Below are 19534 nucleotides of genomic sequence, written 5' to 3' on the forward strand. Positions count from 1 at the left end.
CGTTGCATCCCAAATTTCATCCCGGAGAGGGCTTTGAAATGAATATCTCCAGATTCTTCGTCGACCGCCCGGTGTTTGCCGGGGTGCTATCGGTCCTCATCGTGGTCGCCGGCCTGATCGGCATGCGATCGCTGCCGATTTCCGAATACCCGGAAGTCGTTCCGCCGTCGATCGTCGTGCGCGCCACCTATCCCGGCGCCAACCCGAAGGTCATCGCCGAAACCGTCGCTACGCCGCTCGAAGAGCAGATCAACGGCGTCGAGGGCATGCTCTACATGTCCAGCCAGGCGACATCCGACGGCGTGATGACGCTGACGGTCACCTTCAAGCTCGGGACCAATGCCGACCAGGCGCAGCAGCTGGTGCAGAACCGCGTCAGCCAGGCAGAACCGCGTCTGCCGACGGAGGTGCGCTCGCTCGGCATCACGACGGTGAAGAGTTCGCCCGACCTGATGATGGTGGTGAATCTGACATCACCGGATAATCGCTACGATATCACCTATCTGCGCAACTATGGCGTCCTCAACGTCAAGGACCGGCTCGCCCGCATCGAGGGCGTCGGCCAGGTGCAGATCTTCGGGTCGGGTGACTATTCGATGCGCATCTGGATCGATCCGCAGAAGGCGGCCGAGCATAATCTGGCGGCCAGCGACATCACCAATGCCATCCGCGCCCAGAACGTGCAGGCCGCCGCCGGCACGATCGGCGCATCGCCGAGCCTCACCGGCGTCGATATCCAGCTCAACGTCAACGCCCAAGGTCGTCTGCAGACGCCGGAGGAGTTCGGCAACATCATCGTCAAGAGCGGCGCCAATGGCGAGATCACGCGTCTGCGCGATGTCGCACGTGTCGAACTCGGCGCGTCGGACTATTCGCTACGCTCGCTGCTGAACAGCAAGGCGGCGGTGGCCATTCCCGTGTTCCAGGCGCCGGGCTCCAACGCCATCACCATCTCGGATCAGGTCGTCAAGACCATGGACGAGTTGCAGCTGGCGATGCCCGAGGGCGTGAAGTACGAGATCGTCTACGATACGACGCAGTTCGTGCGCGCCTCGATCGAGAAGGTCGTGGACACGCTGCTCGAGGCCGTGGCGCTCGTCGTCATCGTCGTCATCCTGTTCCTGCAGACATGGCGCGCCTCGATCATTCCGTTGATCGCGGTTCCGGTCTCCATCATCGGCACGTTCGCGGTGATGTACGTCTTCGGCTTCTCGATCAACGCGCTCAGCCTGTTCGGGCTGGTGCTGGCGATCGGTATCGTCGTGGACGACGCGATCGTCGTTGTCGAAAACGTCGAGCGCAACATCGAGAACGGCCTGTCGCCGCGCGACGCCACCTACAAGGCCATGAAGGAAGTGTCCGGCCCGATCATCGCGATCGCGCTGGTGCTGGTGGCGGTGTTCGTGCCGCTCGCCTTCATCAGCGGCCTGTCCGGCCAGTTCTATCGCCAGTTCGCGCTGACGATCGCCATCTCGACCGTGATTTCGGCGATCAACTCGCTGACGCTGTCTCCGGCTCTGGCCGCTCTTCTTCTGAAGGGTCACCATGCGCCGAAGGACTGGCTGACACGCGGCATGGACTTCCTGTTCGGCTGGTTCTTCCGTGGCTTCAACCGCGCCTTCAGCGCCGGTTCCAATGCCTACGGCAAGGGTGTCGGTGGACTGGTGTCGCGCAAGAGCATCGTCATGGTGATCTATCTGGCGCTTGCCGGGGCGACCTACGGCCTGTTCAACGCCGTTCCCGGCGGCTTCGTGCCGGCGCAGGACAAGCAGTATCTGATCGGCTTCGCGCAGTTGCCCGACGCCGCCAGCCTCGACCGCACCGAAGACGTGATCAAGCGGATGAGCGATATCGCCCTTGCAACGCCCGGCGTCGAACACGCCATCGCGTTCCCCGGCCTGTCGATCAACGGCTTCACCAATGGCTCGAACGCCGGTGTCGTCTTCGTCAAGCTGAAGTCGTTCGAGGAGCGCAAGACGCCCGATCTTTCAGGCGGAGCGATCGCCATGACGCTCAACCAGAAATTCGGCGCGATCCAGGATGCGTTCATCGCCATGTTCCCGCCGCCGCCGGTCCAGGGTCTGGGCACGACGGGTGGTTTCAAGCTGCAGCTCGAAGACAGGGCGGGCCTGGGCTACAACGCGCTGGATGAGGCGACCAAGGCTTTCCTCGCCAAGGCCTATCAGACGCCCGAGCTGGCCGGCCTGTTCTCGAGCTACCAGATCAACGTGCCGCAGCTCTACGCGGACCTCGATCGCGCCAAGGCCGAACAGCTCGGCGTGTCGGTGACCGACGTCTTCGAAACGCTGCAGATCTATCTGGGTTCGCTCTACGTCAACGACTTCAACGCATTCGGCCGCACCTACAGCGTCCGTGTGCAGGCAGACGCGCAGTTCCGTGCCCGCGCCGACGATATCGGCCAGTTGAAGGTGCGCTCGGCCTCGGGTCAGATGATCCCGCTGTCGGCGCTGCTCAAGGTCGACGCCACGACGGGACCAGAACGCACGACCCGCTACAACGGCTTCCTCGCCGCCGATATCAACGGCGGTCCGGCGCCGGGCTTCTCGTCCGGCCAGGCACAGGCGGCCATCGAGCGGATCGCCGACGAAACGCTGCCGAAGGGCATCGGCTTCGAGTGGACGGATCTGACCTACCAGCAGATCCTTGCCGGCAGCTCGGGCATACTCGTCTTCCCGCTGGCGCTGCTGCTGGTCTATCTCGTGCTGGCCGCCCAGTACGAGAGCCTGACGCTGCCGCTCGCGATCATCATGATCGTGCCGATGGGCGTGCTGGCCGCCTTGACGGGCGTCTGGCTCACCGGTGGAGACAACAACATCTTCACCCAGATCGGCCTCATCGTCCTTGTCGGCCTGTCGGCGAAGAACGCGATCCTGATCGTGGAATTCGCCCGCGAGCTGGAGTTCGAGGGACGCACGCCGGTTCAGGCAGCGGTCGAGGCCAGCCGCTTGCGCCTGCGCCCGATCCTGATGACGTCGATGGCGTTCATCATGGGTGTCGTGCCGCTCGTTATTTCGACCGGCGCCGGCGCGGAGATGCGTGCCGCCATGGGTGTCGCGGTGTTCTCCGGCATGATCGGCGTCACCTTCTTCGGCATCTTCATGACGCCGGTGTTCTACGTGCTGATCCGCAAGCTGGCGGGCAACCGCCCGCTGGTGCAGCACAAGGACGACGACCAGAACGGCCACGGCGGGGCCGAGGTCATCCGCATGGCGGCCGAATAGGCCTGACGAAACGCGAATGCGAAAGGCGGGGCATGTCCCCGCCTTTTCCGCGTTTATGGGCTTCCATGCGGCGACGTGTCGACTAGTCTATCATTCGCCGGACGAGGGGAGTCGCGCCGGCATGGATGGAGGCATTGGATGCATATCGCAATCATTGGCGCGGCCGGCATGATCGGGCGCAAGCTTACGGAGCGGCTGGTGGCCGACGGGCAGCTGTCCGGGCAGTCGATCGGCAGGCTGACGCTCGTCGATGTCGTGGCGCCGGCAGCACCCGCCGGTTTCACGGGGCGGGTGGATGCGAGCGCGGCCGATATCTCGAAGCCGGGGCAGGCGGCGCTGATCGTCGGGTCGCGGCCGGATATCATCTTCCACCTGGCGGCCATCGTTTCGGCGGAAGCCGAGCTCGATTTCGAGAAGGGCTACGGCATCAATCTCGAGGGAACGCGGGCGTTGTTGGAGGCAATCCGTCTGGCGCATCTGCAGGATGGCTATCGGCCCTGCGTGGTCTTCACCTCCTCGATCGCCGTCTTCGGCGCGCCGATGCCCGATGTCATCCCCGACGATTTCAATCTGACGCCGCTGACGAGCTACGGCACGCAGAAGGCGATGAGCGAGCTTTTGCTTGCCGACTATACGCGCCGCGGCTTCATCGACGGCATCGGCATCCGGCTGCCGACGATCTGCGTGCGGCCGGGCAAGCCGAACAAGGCGGCTTCCGGCTTCTTTTCCGGCATCATCCGCGAGCCGCTGGCGGGACAGCCGGCCATTCTTCCGGTGCCGGATACGGTTCGCCACTGGCACGCATCGCCGCGTTCCGCCGTCGGCTTTCTCCTGCACGCCGCCAGCATCGATCTCGAGCCGCTCGGCGCGCAGCGAAGCCTGACCATGCCCGGCGTCAGCGCCTCGGTCGGTGAGCAGATCGAGGCGTTGCGGGCAATCGCGGGCGACAAGGCGGTGGCGCTGATCCGGCGCGAGCCGGACGAGTTGGTGATGAGGATCGTCGGCGGCTGGGCACGGGCTTTCGCGCCGGAGCGGGCAAGGCGCCTCGGCTTCGTGGCCGAGACGAGCTTCGAGGAGATCATTCGCGTGCATATGGAAGATGAACTGGAGGGCGGTATCCGATGAGCAGTCAGCAACGGGCGATCGCGTTTCTGGGCACCGGGCTGATGGGCGCGCCGATGGTGCGGCGTCTGCTCGATGCCGGATTTGCCGTAACCGCCTGGAACCGTGACATCGCCAAGGCCGAGGCGCTGAGGGCCGATGGCGCCGATGTCGCGCAGACGCCGGAATCGGCCGTCGAGGGCGCATCGGTCGTCTTCACCATGCTGACGGATGGCAACGCGGTCGGCGACGTCCTGTTTTCGCAAGGTGTGGCGCAGGCGCTTGCGCCCGGCGCCGTCGTCATCGATTGCAGCTCGATCACGCCCGAGGCCGCGCGCGATCATGCGGCGAGGCTTGGCGAACGCGGCGTCCGCCACCTCGATGCGCCGGTTTCCGGGGGCGTCGTCGGCGCTTCAGCGGGTACGCTGGCGATCATGGCGGGCGGCAGCGCCGACGTCGTCGATGCGCTCAGCGACGTGTTCTCGGCGCTCGGCCGGGTGACGCATGTGGGGCCGAGCGGCACGGGGCAGCTCGCCAAGCTCGGCAACCAGCAGATCGTTGCGATCACCATCGGCGCCGTCGCCGAGGCGATGATGCTGGTCGAGGCCGGCGGCGGGTCGGCGGAGGCGTTTCGACGCGCGATCCGGGGCGGCTTCGCCGAGAGCCGGATCCTCGAGATCCACGGTCAACGTATGGTGGAGCGCAACTTCGGCGGCGCCGGCCCATCGAAGCTGCAGCTGAAGGATCTCAACAACATCGCCGCCGAGGCCAAGAGCCTGGCGCTGACCCTGCCGCTGACCGAGGCCGTGCGCGCGGAATTCGCAGCGTTCGTCGAGGATGGCAATGGCGATACGGATCACAGCGGATTGCTGTTGCATCTGGAGCGAAAGGCTGGCCGCGAACGCGGAAAATCCTGATGGTCGGTACGGTCCCTGACGAATAGATAGAGCTCGCTCGTCGGCGTGCAATCATTGATAGATTTTTAGGGTGTTCTAATTAATGTCCTGCTTGGCAATCACTAGAAAGTGAAGGTGGTTGCCAGCGGGCAGCGGAATGGGTTTCGCTTTGACGTGGCGTGAGGCATGAATGGCTTTGGCATCTAAAAACTCCATACGCTCGGAGCGGGAGTTTCAAGATCTTCTACGGCGTTTGGAGCTTGCACTCGATGCATCGCAGATCGGTGTCTGGGAGCATGATCTGCGGGAAAACGAGATTTCCTGGGACGTGCAGATGCACCGCCTCTACCAGACCGGGCAGCGTAGCGGACGCGTCCCGACGTCGATTTGGTCCAATGCGATCCACCCTGATGACCGCGCGCGTGCCAACCGCGAATTCAGCGACGCCATCGCCAGGCGTGGCCAGTACAATTCGGAATTCCGGATCATCTGGCCGAATGGCGAGATCCGGTATATCCGGTCGCGCGCGCATTTCTATGTGAGCGAAGACGGTTCGCCATCCTTCATCGGCGCGGAATGGGATGTGACGGCCGACGTGCTTCTCAACGCCGAGGCGGCGCGGCAGCGCGAGGTTGCTGAGGCGCGGGCGCTGGCGCTCGAGGAAAGCACCGCGCGGATCGAGCATGCGGCCGCGCACGACTATCTGACCGGCCTGCCGAACCGGCGCTTCTTCGATCAGCGGATCGCCGAACTCGCCGAGGACGAAACCGTCTCGACGCTGGCGGTGCTGCATCTCGACCTCGACGAGTTCAAGCAGATCAACGACAGCTACGGCCACGCCGCCGGCGACGCCGTGCTGCGCGCGGCCGCGTTGCGGATCGCCGCGGTGCTGCCTCCGACGGGCATGGCGGCGCGCATCGGCGGTGACGAGTTCGTCGTCGTGCTCGTCAACTTCGAGAGCATGGACGAATTGCGTGACATCGCGCGGCGCGTGCAGAAGCGCCTGCGCAAGAAGATCCGCTTCGGTCACGAGATGCTGCAATCGGGCGTCTCGATCGGCATTTCATGGTCGGCCGACCGCGGTGATTCCAATCTTCTGGCCGAATCCGACATGGCGCTCTACGCCGCCAAGGACGCCGGGCGCGATCGCATCGAGTTCTTCACGCAGCGGCTGAAGGACGAGCTGATGGGCAAGCGGCGGATCGCCGACGAGCTCAAGCTGGCGCTGACGGCGGGCGAAATCGTTCCTTATTACCAACTGCAATTCGACGCCCGTACCCGACAGGTCGTCGGGCTGGAAGCGCTGGCGCGCTGGCGGCACCGGGAGCGGGGCATTCTGGCGCCCGTTGATTTCCTGAAGGTCGCGGACGAGCACGGGCTGACGGCCGAGATCGACGCATCGATCCTGCGGCATGTCCTCAAGGACCGCCGCGAATGGGAGCAGCATGGCTTCGAAGTGCCGAGGATCTCGGTGAACATCTCGGGCCAGCGGCTTTATGATCCGCTTTTGATCAGCGATCTGGAGGGGCTCGATATCCCTGAGAACGCCATCGTCTTCGAACTGATCGAGACGATTTTTCTCGACGACTGCGACGACGAGATGATGCAGAGCGTCGACCGGATCAAGCTGATGGGCATCGAGATCGAGATCGACGATTTCGGCTCGGGTCATGCCTCGCTGATCGGCCTCGTCAGACTGCGCCCGACGCGGTTGAAGATCGACCGCCAGCTGGTGGACGCGATCGATACGTCCGACGAACAGCGGCGGGTGGTGAAGTCGATCATCGAGATCGCCAAGGCGCTTGATGTCAAGGTGATCGCGGAGGGTGTCGAGAGCGAGCGGCACGCCGCGACGCTGGCCAGGCTCGGTTGCGATGCCCTGCAGGGGTTTGCGCTGAGCAGGCCGGTGCCGGCGGACGAGATCGACGCCAAGTTTTCGGCTCTGGTCACGAGCTGAGGATCAGGCGGCGGTGTCGAGTTCGCCGCGCGCTTCGAGATACCACTCCACGAAAGCCGCCACACCCTGTTCGAGCGACGTTTCCGGCGTGTAGCCCGTGAGCGCCCGCAGCAGATCGGGGCTGGCGTAGGTGCGCGGTACGTCGCCCTGCTGCATCGGCAGCATGACGCGCCTGGCCGGTTGGCCGAGGGCTTTCTCCACCGTTTCGACGAAGTCGAGCAGGCTTATCGGCTGGCCGCCGCCGATGTTGACGATACGGAACGGCGCCTGCTGCGACAGCGTATCGACCTTCTCGGACGCGACGCGATTGCTTTCGCCGGGGACGACGGCCGAGAGACGCACCACGGCCTCCACGAGATCGTCGATATAGGTGAAGTCGCGGCTCATCTTGCCTTCGCCGTAAATCTCGATCGGCTGGCCCTCGAGCATGTTCTTGACGAACTTGAAGAGCGCCATATCAGGCCGGCCCCAGGGACCGTAGACGGTGAAGAAGCGGAAGGCGGTGGTCGGGATCTTGTGGAGATGAGCGTAGCTGTGCGCCATCAGCTCCATCGACTTCTTGGTCGCGGCATAGAAGGTCAGCGGCTCGTCGGCGCGGTCGGTCTCGTGGAAGGGTACCGTCGGATTGGCGCCGTAGATCGAGGAGGTCGAGGCCAGCATCAGGTGGCCGACGCCGCTCTTCCTGGCGATCTCCAGGATGTTCCAGGAGCCGATCAGGTTCGAGTTGAGGTAGGCCTCGGGGTTCTCGTTGCTGTAGCGCACGCCGGCCTGGGCGGCGAGGTGGATCATCACGTCGGGTCTGGCGGCCGTGACCGCCTGCTCGAGCGCGGCGCGATCCTCCAGCATCGCCGTGACCGGCGTGAAGGACGGAAACTGGGCAAGGGCGGCGTTGCGCATATGCTTGAGCTTGATGTTGTAATAATGCGTCATGCCATCGAAGCCGGTGACCTCGTGGCCGTCCTGCAGGAGCCGGCGCGCGAGATGGAAGCCGATGAAACCGGCCGTTCCGGTGATGAAATACCGCATGCTCATGCCCTGCTTTCGATTATGCCTTGCTCTTCTTGCCTACGGCGAAGTAGCTGAAGCCATGCCTTGTGACTTCGGCGATCGGATAGATGTTGCGCAGATCGACCAGCACCGGCGTCTTGACCAGCGTCTTCAGCCGCTTGAAATCGAGCGCGCGGAATTCCTCCCATTCGGTGACCAGCACCAGCGCGTCGGCGCCTTCGGCGATCTCGTAGGGATCGCTGCCGTAGACCACCGGGCCGAGCATGTCCTTGGCCGCATCCATCCCCTCGGGATCGTAGACGTGAACCGTCGCGCCGCCGTCGAGCAGTGCCTGGATGATGGTGATCGAGGGCGCGTCGCGCATGTCGTCGGTGTTCGGCTTGAAGGTGAGGCCGAGAACCGCGATCTTCTTGCCGCGGACATTGCCGTCGCAGGCGGCGATGACCTTGCGGCCCATGGCGCGCTTGCGGTTGTCGTTGATGGCGACGGTGGTTTCGATCAGCCGCATCGGGCTGTCATGGTCCTGCGCGGTCTTGACCAGCGCCAGCGTGTCCTTGGGGAAGCACGAGCCGCCGTAGCCGGGACCGGCATGCAGGAACTTGTCGCCGATGCGCTTGTCCATGCCGATGCCCTTGGCGACCTTCTGCACGTCGGCGCCGATCTGCTCGCAGAGATCGGCGATCTCGTTGATGAAGGTGATCTTCATGGCGAGGAACGCGTTGGCCGCGTATTTGATCAGCTCGGAGGTGCGGCGCTCGCAGAAATAGAGCGGCGCTTCGTTGAGATAGAGCGGGCGATAGACCTCGCGCATGACCTCGATGGCGCGCGGCTCCTCGGTGCCGAGCACGATGCGGTCGGGGCGCTTGAAGTCGGTGATGGCGGCACCCTCGCGCAGGAATTCCGGGTTGGACACGACCTCGATGTCCTTGTTGGGAAACTCCTCGCGGAAGATGCGCTCGAGCTCGTCGCCGGTGCCGACGGGCACCGTCGACTTGGTGACGACGACGGTGAAGCCTTCGACGGATGCGGCAATTTCACGCGCGGCGGCGTAGACGTAACTCAGGTCGGCGTGACCGTCACCGCGACGCGAGGGCGTGCCGACCGCGATGAAGACGACGTCGGCCGCAGCCACGGGGGCTGCGAGATCCTTGGAGAAATCCAGGCGCCCGGCGCTACGGTTCTGCGCGATGATGGTGTCGAGGCCGGGTTCGAAGATCGGCACTTCGCCGGCTTCCAGCGCGTCGATCTTGGCGGCCGACTTGTCGACACAGGTGATATGATGGCCGAAATCCGCGAGGCAGGCTCCCGAAACGAGGCCGACATAGCCCGAGCCGATCATCACAATACGCATAAAATTCTTCCTCAAACACCGATCACAGCCTTGCCTGATGACAAGGCCATGACGGTGTTACAGAGGTAATTTTATAAGTTCAAGACAACCGGGAGATCAGTTGCGGCCGAACTCGTCGACGATACGGATGATGTCGTCCTCGCCGAGATAGGAGCCGGTCTGGACTTCGATCAGTTCGAGCATGATCTTGCCCGGATTGGCCAGGCGATGCACTTCGCCAAGGGGTATGTAGACCGATTCGTTTTCGCGCAGCATCTGCACGGTGTCGCCGATCGTGACCTCGGCCGTGCCCCTGACGACGACCCAGTGCTCGGAGCGGTGGTGGTGCTTCTGCAGCGACAGCTTCTTGCCTGGCGTGACGAAGATGCGCTTCACCTGGAAGCGGTCGCCGTTGAAGATCGAGGTGTAGCCGCCCCAGGGCCGGTAGGAGGTCGGGTGCGTCTCGGTGAGCTTCGATGTCGCCGGCTTGGAGGCCAGCATCTTGACGATGGCGCCGACGTCCTGGCTATCCTTGAGGTGGCCGACATAGACGGCGTCCTCACTGGCGATGACGGCGATGTCGTCCATGCCGTTGACCGCGAGATGAACTCCGTGGGTCATGACCAGCGAGTTGCGGGTGTTGACCACGGTGGTGTTTTCGGCGGCGACATTGCCCTGCTCGTCGCGGCTGCCGCTTTTCCAGATCGAGTCCCAGCTGCCGAGATCGGACCACTGGAAAGGAGAGGGAACGACGGCTGCGTTCTTCGTTTTCTCCATCACCGCGTAGTCGATCGAGATATCCGGGCTTGCACCGAAGGCTGCCTTGTCGAGGCGGATGAAGTCGAGATCCTTGACGCCTTGGGCGACGGCTTCGCCGGCGGCCTTGAGGACGGCGGGGGCAAAGGTGGTCATTTCGCTGAGCAGCTTGGCGACCGGGAACATGAACATACCGGAATTCCAGTAGAACCCGCCCGATGCCAGCATCTCCTCGGCCTTCGCGAGCGGCGGCTTCTCGATGAAGCGCTTGACCGCAAGCGCGCCGCTCGGCAGCGCCTCGCCGCCTTCGATATAGCCATAGCCGGTTGCAGGCTCCGTCGGCTTGATGCCGAAGGTGACCAGCTTGCCCGCGGATGCGGCGGCGATCGCGGTGCGTACCGCGTCGAAGTAGACCTGGTCGGCGTCGATTTCGTGATCGGAGGCGAGCACATGCATGATCGCGCCATCGCCGAAGCGGTCGCGCACCAGCGCGCCGGCGGCGGCGACTGCGGCGGCGGTGTTGCGGGCCATCGGCTCCAGGAGGATGCTCGACAGCGCGATGTCGAGTTCGCGCGCCTGCTCGGCCACGAGGAAGCGGAACTCCTCGTTGGTGATGACGATCGCCGGTTCATAGAGCGCCTTGTCGGAGACGCGCAGCAGGGTTTCCTGAAACAGCGTGGTATCGCCGATGAAGCGGATGAACTGCTTGGGGGCGGCGGCGCGCGACAGCGGCCACAGACGCGTGCCCTTGCCGCCTGCCATGATTACCGGAACGATCTTCTGCGTCATCTGGATGTGTCCTCGAATGGTCTTTAATCGTTGATCAGTTTGCGCTCGCCCAGGCGCGGATGCGCTTGAGGCCCGCTGCGAGAAGGTCGGTGGCCGCGCTTTCCGTCTTCGCTTCCACGTAGCAGCGCATCTCCGGCGCGTTGCCCGATGGGCGGAAGTGGATGATGCGCCTGTCTGTCAGCGTCACGCGCAGACCGTCGATGTCGCTGGTGCTGTCGACGTCACCGATCGGCTGCAGAAACGCGGCGAGATTGGCCGGGCTCGCACGCAGGTGCGCCATCAGTTTCGCGCTGGTCTCGACCGGGAAGTTCTCAAGCCGGTCGGCGGCGGCGAAGGGGAGCGCGTAGCCGGATGCGACGATCGACGGGGGCGCCTGTTTGCGGCCGCCTGTGCCAGTGTCGCCAGGACAGGCAGGAAGCAATCGCGGGTCGGCAGCGCCAGCAGCGCCGTGCCATCGAGATCGAAATCGCTCGCCACCAGCGTGCCGCCATTGGCCTCGAAGCCAACGACGCCTTTCTTGCCTGAAGCAAGCGCCTCCTGCATTCCCGAGATCACGAAGGGCGACCCGACGCGGGTGCGGATGACGCTGAACGATCCTGATGCTTCGATGCCGGAGTTGGAGGTGACGGGTGTCACCACCGCATTGGCGCCGAGGAAGTTTGCGGCGATCAGGCCAAGCAGGTCGCCACGCAGCGGCGTGCCGGTTTCATCCGTCACCAGCGGGCGGTCGCCATCGCCGTCGGCCGAAACGATGGCGTCGAGGCCATGGTCGCGCGCCGCCTGCTTCAGCAGTGCGATGGTGTCTTCCGAGACGGCTTCGGTATCGACGGGAATGAAGTCTTCGGAGCGCGCGAAAGCCTTGACCTCGGCGCCGTAGTGCTCGAGCAGGTCGACCATGAGATCGCGGGCGACGGTGCTGTGCTGGTAGACGCCAATTTTCAGGCCGGCAAGCGCATGGGTGGGCAGCAGGCCGGCATTGCGCTTCGTGAAGAGGGCGAGGCACTCGGCCGACCGATCCTCAGGCTGAATCTCGTTCAGCGGCCATTCGAAGCCGGTGCGGTCGAGATCGGCCGCGGCCGCGGTGATCGCGGCTTCGTCGACCTTGTCGATCTCGCCATCGGGGCGATAGAACTTGATGCCGTTGCGGTCGGCCGGAATGTGCGAACCGGTGATCATCAGCGAGGCGGCGCCAAGATGCAGGCCGTAGAGCGCCAGGGCCGGCGTCGGCACCGTGCCGCAATCGATCATCGCAAAGCCGAGCTGGCCGAGCGCCTTGATGCAGTCGGCTGATATCTCGGGACTGGACTGGCGAAAGTCGCGGCCGACAAGGATCGGGTCTCCCGCCTTCGCCCTGCTGCTTTCGAGGAGATAGCGGCCAAACGCCGTCGCATGGAGCGCCGAAGCCCGGCCCTTCAGATCCTCGGAAAGGCCTCGAAGCCCGCTTGTTCCAAATTTCATTCTGAATAAGCCCTCGGCAACGCTTGAATTCGACCGTGTTTTGAAAGCAGACTACCCAAAGTTCGTAAACTTTGATGGCCGGCGACCGGTAAAATGTCCGCCAAATCCCTTTTCGACGCAAGTTTGTAGCTCGTTTTTGGCGAGCCGGTGGAGGCAATTGCATGAATGAACAGACGATCGCACTCGAAGACGGCTGGAAGAGCGCCTTGTCCACCGAGTTCGAGCAGCCCTACATGCAAAGGCTGAAAAGCTTCCTTATCGAGCGAAAGCAGATGGGGAAACGGATTTTTCCCAGAGGTTCGGAATATTTCAGGGCTCTTGACCTGACACCGCTTAAAGATGTGAAGGTCGTGATCCTCGGCCAGGACCCCTATCACGGCGCGGGGCAGGCGCATGGGCTTTGCTTCAGCGTGCAGCCGGGCGTCAGAATTCCGCCGTCGCTGGTCAATATTTACAAGGAGTTGCGGAGCGATCTCGGCATTACGCCGGCGCGCCACGGGTTTCTCGAGCATTGGGCGAGGCAGGGCGTTCTGCTTTTGAACAGCGTGCTGACGGTCGAGGAGGCGCAGGCCGCGTCGCATCAGGGCAAGGGGTGGGAAACCTTCACCGATGCCGTGATCCGCAAGGTCAACGACGAATGCGATGCGGTGGTCTTCATGCTGTGGGGCGCCTATGCGCAACGCAAGGCCGCGTTTGTCGATACATCCGAACACCTCGTCCTCAAATCGCCGCATCCGTCGCCGCTTTCGGCGCATAACGGCTTTTTCGGCTGCCATCACTTCTCGAAAGCCAACGCCTTTCTCGAAAAACACGGTCGCCCGCCGATCGACTGGCAGCTTCCCGAAAATCCCGATGATGCATAGTCGGCGATGAACGATTGTCGTTGGTCGTTCACTAAAAGTAGACGATCCGTTCCGGTCGGCGGGACTATTCCAATGGCCGGATAAGGATCATCTATAGCCCATCGAACAGCCCGCCAGCCGGGCCAGAAAGGGGTTTCCAATGCTCGACCAGATCAAGGGCCTTCATCACGTCACGTCGATGGCTGCCAACGCCCGGACGAACAACCAGTTCTTCACCAACGCGCTTGGCCTGCGCCGCGTCAAGAAAACGGTCAATTTCGACGCTCCCGACGTCTATCACCTTTATTACGGCGACGAGAACGGCGCGCCGGGCACGATCATGACCTACTTCCCGTTCCCGAAGATGGCGCAGGGCCGTCCCGGCACCGGCGAAGTCGGAACGACGGTCTATTCCATTCCCAAGGGTTCGATCGGCTTCTGGAGCGATCGTCTCGCCAAGCTGAATGTAACAGGTCTGAAGACCGAGGAAACATTCGGCGAGAAGCGGCTGAACTTTGCCGGTCCCGATGGCGACGGCTTCGCGCTGGTCGAGGTCAAGGACGATGCCCGTCTGCCCTGGACACATGGCGGCGTCGATGAGGATCACGCGATCCGCGGTTTCCACTCGGTCGCCATGCGGCTGCGCGACGACGGTGCGACATCGGAACTGCTGACGTTCATGGGCTATCAGGTCCAAGAGGAGCGCGATGGCGTCAAGCGCCTGACCATCCCCGGCGGCAACGGCGCGCATCTGATCGATCTCGAGACGATGCCGAACATTTCGCGGGCGCTTCCGGGCGCCGGCTCCGTTCACCACGTCGCCTTCGCCGTCGAAAACCGCGCCAAGCAGCTGGAGGTTCGCAAGGCCCTGATGGACACGGGCTACCAGGTGACGCCGGTGATCGACCGCGATTACTTTTGGGCGATCTATTTCCGCACGCCGGGTGGCGTGCTGTTTGAAATCGCCACCAACGAACCGGGCTTCGACCGGGACGAGGATACGGCGCATCTCGGCGAAGCGCTGAAGCTGCCGACGCAGCACGAGCACCTGCGCTCGCTGCTCGAACAGCACCTCGAACCGCTGGAAGCATAGGACAGGATATCGATATGACCGATCATGGATATGCGCACCGGCTGCATGCCGGTGCCGCGGGCAAGCCTATTCTTTTCACCCTGCATGGGACGGGTGGAGACGAGAACCAGTTCTTCGACTTCGCGCGGCAGCTCCTGCCGGAGGTAACCATCGTCTCGCCGCGCGGGGATGTGTCGGAATACGGCGCCGCGCGCTTCTTCAAGCGCACCGGCGAGGGTGTTTACGACATGGCCGATCTGGCTCGGGCGACCGACAAGCTGGCTGATTTTGTCGGACAGCTGGCACGCGAGCATCAGGCGTCGGCGATCCTCGGGCTGGGCTTTTCGAACGGCGCCAACATTCTCGCCAACGTGCTGATCGAGAAAGGGCTTTTCGATGCGTCGGCGCTGATGCATCCGCTCATTCCGTTCCAGCCGAAGGCCAATGCGGGGCTTGCGGGTCGCAAGGTGCTGATCACCGCGGGCGAACGCGATCCGATCAGCCCCGTGCCGGTCACCAAGGCGCTGGCCGATTATTACGAGCGCCAGAATGCCGCCGTGACGACCGTATGGCATCCCGGCGGACACGAGATCCGGCCGAACGAGGTCGATGCGATCAAGGCTCTTTTCGAGCCGTACCGATAAGACGTCATCGGGCAGACATTGTGGTGCAGGCCTTGCGGGTCTGCCCGATCGGCTTCGGCACGCTACCACTTTGATCTATGGTCATGCCTTCAATCTTCTGTGGTAATTCTCCGTCGATAATACTGGAGCGGGTATAGAATCTCATCGTCCGGGGATTGCATTCGTATGAGCGATAATGCCGATCTTCGGATGGTCCTGGGTCTTCTCCGCCGCCAGATCCGGGTGGTGCTGGCCACCACCGCCTCCATTGTCGTATTGACCGCCATCATCCTGATGTCCTTGACGCCGCGATATACGGCGCAGGCGCTTGTCGTGGTCGATACCAGCGCCAAGAACCTGTTGTCGCCCGATACCGCGCCAGTTGCCGCGGCTTCCGACAATGCACGGGTGGAGGGCGAGGTCCGGATCGCGCAGTCGGACGCGGTGCTTCTCGATGTCGTACGCGAGGGCAAGCTGACCGATGACCAGGAGTTCGCGCCGCGATCCGGCTATTTCGATCTCGCAGGCACCTTGGCCCGCTTCGGCGGCACGTCGTCCGGTGCCACTGACGCCGCCGAGCGCGAGACGCTGGCCTCCTTCAAGGAGGCCGTCCGCGTTCGCCGCGAGGGGCTGACCTATCTCATCACCATCGGCGTCACCTCAAGGGATGCCGGGAAGGCCGCGCTTCTGGCCAATCGCGTGTCGTCTGTCTACATCCGGCAGCAGATCGACGCCAAGGTGGCGGGGACGATCGCGGCCCGCAATAGCCTTCAGGCGCGGGTGAGCGCGGCGAAAGACAGCCTCGCGAGCCACGAGGGGCGGCTCAACGCTTTCCTCGCCGCCAATGTCGGCCTGCGCGATCCCTCCGGCACCGCGAATTTGGGCCTGCGGGTCGCCGATGCGCAGTTCGACCAGCGGGCCTCGCAGCCGGCAGGCACGTCGCCGCTGCCGACGCCCTCCGAGACGTTGACGCAGTTCTACAGCCTGCAACAATCGGCCGAGATCGCGCGGGCGCAATATCAGAACCTTCTCACCCGATTGCAGGATTTCGAGGCGCAGGCCAGCCTGCAACTGGCCGACAGCCGGATGATTTCCGAGGCATTGCCGCCCATCGAGCCCTCATATCCGAAGAGTTTGGCGATCCTTGCTGTCATGAGCCTCGTCGCGCTCGGGTTCGGCATCGGGGCGGGCTTCCTGCGGGAGTTCTTCGTCGGCGGATTTACGGGAGAGGATCAGGTCGCCGCCGTCTTGAACATCCAGCTGGCGTCGGTCGTGCCGCATGAAGAGGGCGGCGAACTGGAGCGGCCGCATGGGCGCGGGCTCTCCGACCGGATCATGACGGCGCCACTGTCGGTGTTTTCGGAATCGATCCGGCGTATCCGGGTCTCGGTCGAGCAGGCGCTTCTCGACAGGCACTCCGTGCTGGAGGATGCCCGCGCGGAGGGCGTCGTCATCATGGTGTCCTCCAGCCTTCCGGGCGAGGGGAAGTCGACGCTCGCCACCGCGTTGGCGCGGACCTATGCGCTTGCGGGCAAACGCACGCTGCTCATCGACTGCGATCTGAGGAAGCCGAGCATTCACCGTCACGTCGATCGCGAGCCGACACCCGCCTTCGTCAACCTGCTGTGCGGCGAGGCCGATCCGGGGCTCGCCAGCATGGTCGCCGTCGATCACGCCACGAACCTCTCCGTCATTCTGGGCGCGCGGCCAGCCGAATTCGCGACCGACGAGCTGTTGATGAGCGCGCGGGTGCGGGCGCTTCTCGCTCGGGCGCGGCTGCATTTCGACTATGTCGTCATCGACACGCCGCCGGTCGAGGCGGCGGTGGATGCGCTTTATCTCGCCCGGCTCTGCGATGTCGCGCTCTTCGTGGTTCGATGGGCGAGGACGCCGCAGAACGTCGCGCGCAAGGCAGTGGCGGCACTGAAAGGAAATGTGGGGGGCGGTACATCGGTCATCGCGGTGCTGAACGGGCAGGATCAGCGCCGCTGGTTCAGCTTCAGGGCAAGGCCTCCATGGCGCACAGCCTATGCCGGATAGGGATCGCCGGCCGTCGTTTGCGTGGTCGACATACGCCTTTAGGTGCAATCCAGGCGTTTGTCGCGGCGTTCCGCTTGACATGGTGGTTGCATTACTGAAGGTTTAATCCATTCATCAATGCAACCTCATTCGCGTCACGGCTGCGCCCCGACTTTTCCCGGTGGCGCTTGATTGCAGGCATTTGAAATAGCGATTTCACTCATTCGTTGAAGAGCGACGCATGGTCCGTGCAAGGCGCATTCTCGTCCACGATTACTCCGGTCATCCGTTTCAGATCCAGCTTGCCCGCTCACTGGCGCAGCGCGGATACGAGGTTCTACACGTCTATTCCGAAAGCTTCCAGACGCCGAAGGGTGACCTCCAGACGCGGCCGGACGATCCGCCCGGGTTTCGCATCGCCGGCCTGTCGCTGTCCGAGCCGTTCCAGAAATCGAGCTTTCTGAAGCGGCGGGCGCAGGAGATCGAGTTCGGACGGCTGGTGGCCGGTGAGATCAGGCGGTTTCGGCCCGAGATCGTGCTTTCGGCCAATGCGCCGCTCGACACGCAGGCTGTCATTCACAAGGCCGCGCGCGCCTGCGGAGCACGGTTCGTGTTTTGGCTGCAGGATATCTACAGCGAAGCCATCGGCCGCTTCCTGCCCGCGACGTTTCCGCTGATCGGAAATGCGGTCGCGCGCCGATATCAGCGGCTCGAATTCGGTCTGCTGAGAGAAAGCGATCATGTCGTCGCGATCACCGACGACTTCGTTCCATGTCTCCGGGTCAACGGCGTCACGCCCGATCGGATCTCCGTCATCGAGAACTGGGCGCCGCTGGAGGAGATGGAGCTGGCCGGGCGGCTGGCGTCCAGAAGCGAACGAGGCAATGACCCGATCCGGGCGGTCTATGCGGGCACGCTCGGCTACAAGCACAATCCCAATCTGCTGCTGCAGGCGGCGAAAGCGTTGCCGATCGCGATCCATGTCCATTCCGAGGGAGCAGTCGCCGAAAGCCTGGCGCGCAAGGCGGCGGCGGAAGGTGTCACCAATCTGCGCGTGAAGCCGTGGGTGCCGTTCGCCGACCTGACCGATGTTCTCGGCAACGCGGATATTCTGGTTGCAATGATCGAGGACGAGGCAGGGGCCTTTTGCGTACCGTCGAAGGTGCTGACCTATTTCGGGTGCGGGCGGCCGGTGCTGGCTTCCGTACCACGCAACAACCTGGCGCGACGTCTCATCGAGCGCGCCGATGCGGGGCTTGCGTCGGATCCCGATGACGCGGCGGGGTTCATCGACAATTTTCGGAGGCTGGCAGGGGATGGCGGGCTGCGCTTCCGGCTTGGCGCCAGAGGTCGTGAATACGCCGAGGCGCATTTCGCGATCGAGCCGATCACCGACCGTTTCGACAGGATTTTCGCCGGTCTCCATCGAGTGGAGAAACAGGCGGTCTAGCGCTGGGGGGCGTTGCATAATGGAGAGGACCGCGCTTGTCTGCGGCGCCGGAGGGTTTATCGGTAGCCACCTCGTTGCCCGGCTGAAGCGCGACGGCTTGCGGGTTCGCGGCGTCGATCTGAAATTGCCCGAATACGGGGAAAGCGTTGCCGACGATTTCATCGTCGCGGATCTGCGGCAAGCCGACGTCTGCGAACGGGTGATCGACGGCGATTTCCACGAGGTCTATCAGCTGGCGGCCGACATGGGCGGAGCCGGGTACATATTCAGCGGCCGGCACGATGCCGATATCATCCGCAATTCGGCGACGATCAATCTCAATATCGCCGATCTGTGCCACCGGCGCCGGGTCGGTCGCGTGTTCTTCTCGTCGTCGGCCTGCGTCTATCCCGCGGTCAACCAGGCCGATCCAGACAACCCGAATTGCGCCGAGTGGTCCGCTTATCCGGCCGCGCCCGACAGCGAGTATGGCTGGGAGAAGCTGATCTCGGAACGGCTCTATCAATCCTATGCCCGCAACTACGGCATGACCTGCCGCATCGCCCGCTACCACAACATCTTCGGCCCATCGGGAACCTGGGACGGCGGCCGGGAAAAGGCGCCGGCGGCCATCTGCCGGAAGGTGGCGCAGGCCGAGCATGGCGGCGAGATCGAGATATGGGGCGATGGCCTGCAGACGCGGTCCTTTCTCTACATCGACGAATGCATCGAGGGCACGATCCGGCTGATGCGCTCGGACTTCGCTGGGCCGGTGAATATCGGCTCGGAGGAAATGGTGAGCATCAACCGGCTTGTCGACATGGTGTGCGAGATCGCCGGCAAGCGGCTGCGCAAGCGCCATGTCGCCGGCCCGACGGGCGTTCGCGGACGCAGATCCGACAATCGGCTGATCGCCGAGAGGCTCGACTGGCAGCCGACGCAGAGCCTGATGGATGGCCTGGAAAAGACCTATGCGTGGATCGAGAGCCAGCTTCCGCGGAGTGCTGCGTGA

13 protein-coding genes and 1 pseudogene are annotated in these 19534 nt (G+C 63.6%); 10 read left to right on the forward strand and 4 right to left on the reverse strand.

Going from position 1 to position 19534, the window contains the following annotated elements; genetic code table 11:
* The first annotated feature begins 38 nt into the window (after positions 1–38).
* The 4 genes from P3R82_RS11915 to P3R82_RS11930 all read left to right on the forward strand — a co-directional run bounded on the left by P3R82_RS11915 (position 39) and on the right by P3R82_RS11930 (position 7196).
* Positions 39–3242: an efflux RND transporter permease subunit gene (locus P3R82_RS11915; RefSeq protein ID WP_283193983.1), complete on the forward strand. Its 3204-nt coding sequence runs from the start codon at positions 39–41 to the stop codon at positions 3240–3242.
* A gap of 138 nt (positions 3243–3380) precedes the next feature.
* Complete coding sequence (denD, locus tag P3R82_RS11920) at positions 3381–4367, forward strand: D-erythronate dehydrogenase (RefSeq protein ID WP_283193984.1); 987 nt, start codon at positions 3381–3383, stop codon at positions 4365–4367.
* Entirely contained in the window at positions 4364–5260 is an 897-nt protein-coding gene (locus P3R82_RS11925) for an NAD(P)-dependent oxidoreductase (RefSeq protein ID WP_283193985.1), read from the forward strand. Before denD ends, P3R82_RS11925 begins: the two co-directional genes overlap by 4 nt.
* 169 nt (positions 5261–5429) lie before the next feature.
* On the forward strand, positions 5430–7196 hold the full coding sequence (locus tag P3R82_RS11930; protein WP_283193986.1) for a GGDEF domain-containing phosphodiesterase: 1767 nt from the start codon (positions 5430–5432) through the stop codon (positions 7194–7196).
* 3 nt (positions 7197–7199) lie between these two features.
* Here P3R82_RS11930 and P3R82_RS11935 read toward each other — a convergent pair whose 3' ends face one another.
* From P3R82_RS11935 to P3R82_RS11950, 4 genes and pseudogenes are all read right to left on the reverse strand, one after another.
* Entirely contained in the window at positions 7200–8222 is a 1023-nt protein-coding gene (locus tag P3R82_RS11935; RefSeq protein WP_283193987.1) for an NAD-dependent epimerase, read from the reverse strand.
* 19 nt (positions 8223–8241) lie between these two features.
* Entirely contained in the window at positions 8242–9555 is a 1314-nt protein-coding gene (locus P3R82_RS11940) for a UDP-glucose/GDP-mannose dehydrogenase family protein (RefSeq protein ID WP_283193988.1), read from the reverse strand.
* A gap of 96 nt (positions 9556–9651) precedes the next feature.
* Positions 9652–11079: a mannose-1-phosphate guanylyltransferase/mannose-6-phosphate isomerase gene (locus P3R82_RS11945; protein ID WP_283193989.1), complete on the reverse strand. Its 1428-nt coding sequence runs from the start codon at positions 11077–11079 to the stop codon at positions 9652–9654.
* Positions 11080–11113: 34 nt separating this feature from the next.
* Positions 11114–12537: pseudogene (locus tag P3R82_RS11950) on the reverse strand (phosphomannomutase).
* Between the two features lie 161 nt (positions 12538–12698).
* Between P3R82_RS11950 and ung the strand changes: the two are divergent.
* From ung to P3R82_RS11980, 6 genes are all read left to right on the forward strand, one after another.
* Positions 12699–13400 (forward strand): uracil-DNA glycosylase, encoded by a 702-nt coding sequence (ung, locus tag P3R82_RS11955; RefSeq protein ID WP_283193990.1) that lies wholly within the window; start codon positions 12699–12701, stop codon positions 13398–13400.
* A gap of 139 nt (positions 13401–13539) precedes the next feature.
* Complete coding sequence (locus tag P3R82_RS11960) at positions 13540–14472, forward strand: VOC family protein (RefSeq protein ID WP_283193991.1); 933 nt, start codon at positions 13540–13542, stop codon at positions 14470–14472.
* Positions 14473–14486: 14 nt separating this feature from the next.
* Positions 14487–15095 carry an alpha/beta hydrolase gene (locus P3R82_RS11965; protein ID WP_283193992.1) on the forward strand — a complete coding sequence of 203 codons (609 nt, stop codon included), beginning with the start codon at positions 14487–14489 and terminating at the stop codon, positions 15093–15095.
* A 165-nt stretch (positions 15096–15260) separates the two neighbouring features.
* Entirely contained in the window at positions 15261–17114 is a 1854-nt protein-coding gene (locus tag P3R82_RS11970; RefSeq protein ID WP_283193993.1) for a Wzz/FepE/Etk N-terminal domain-containing protein, read from the forward strand.
* A 220-nt stretch (positions 17115–17334) separates the two neighbouring features.
* Positions 17335–18543 (forward strand): glycosyltransferase family 4 protein, encoded by a 1209-nt coding sequence (locus tag P3R82_RS11975; protein ID WP_283193994.1) that lies wholly within the window; start codon positions 17335–17337, stop codon positions 18541–18543.
* A gap of 19 nt (positions 18544–18562) precedes the next feature.
* Positions 18563–19534 (forward strand): NAD-dependent epimerase/dehydratase family protein, encoded by a 972-nt coding sequence (locus P3R82_RS11980; protein ID WP_283193995.1) that lies wholly within the window; start codon positions 18563–18565, stop codon positions 19532–19534.

The organism is Rhizobium sp. AN80A (genome assembly GCF_030053015.1).
Taxonomy (GTDB): domain Bacteria; phylum Pseudomonadota; class Alphaproteobacteria; order Rhizobiales; family Rhizobiaceae; genus Rhizobium; species Rhizobium metallidurans.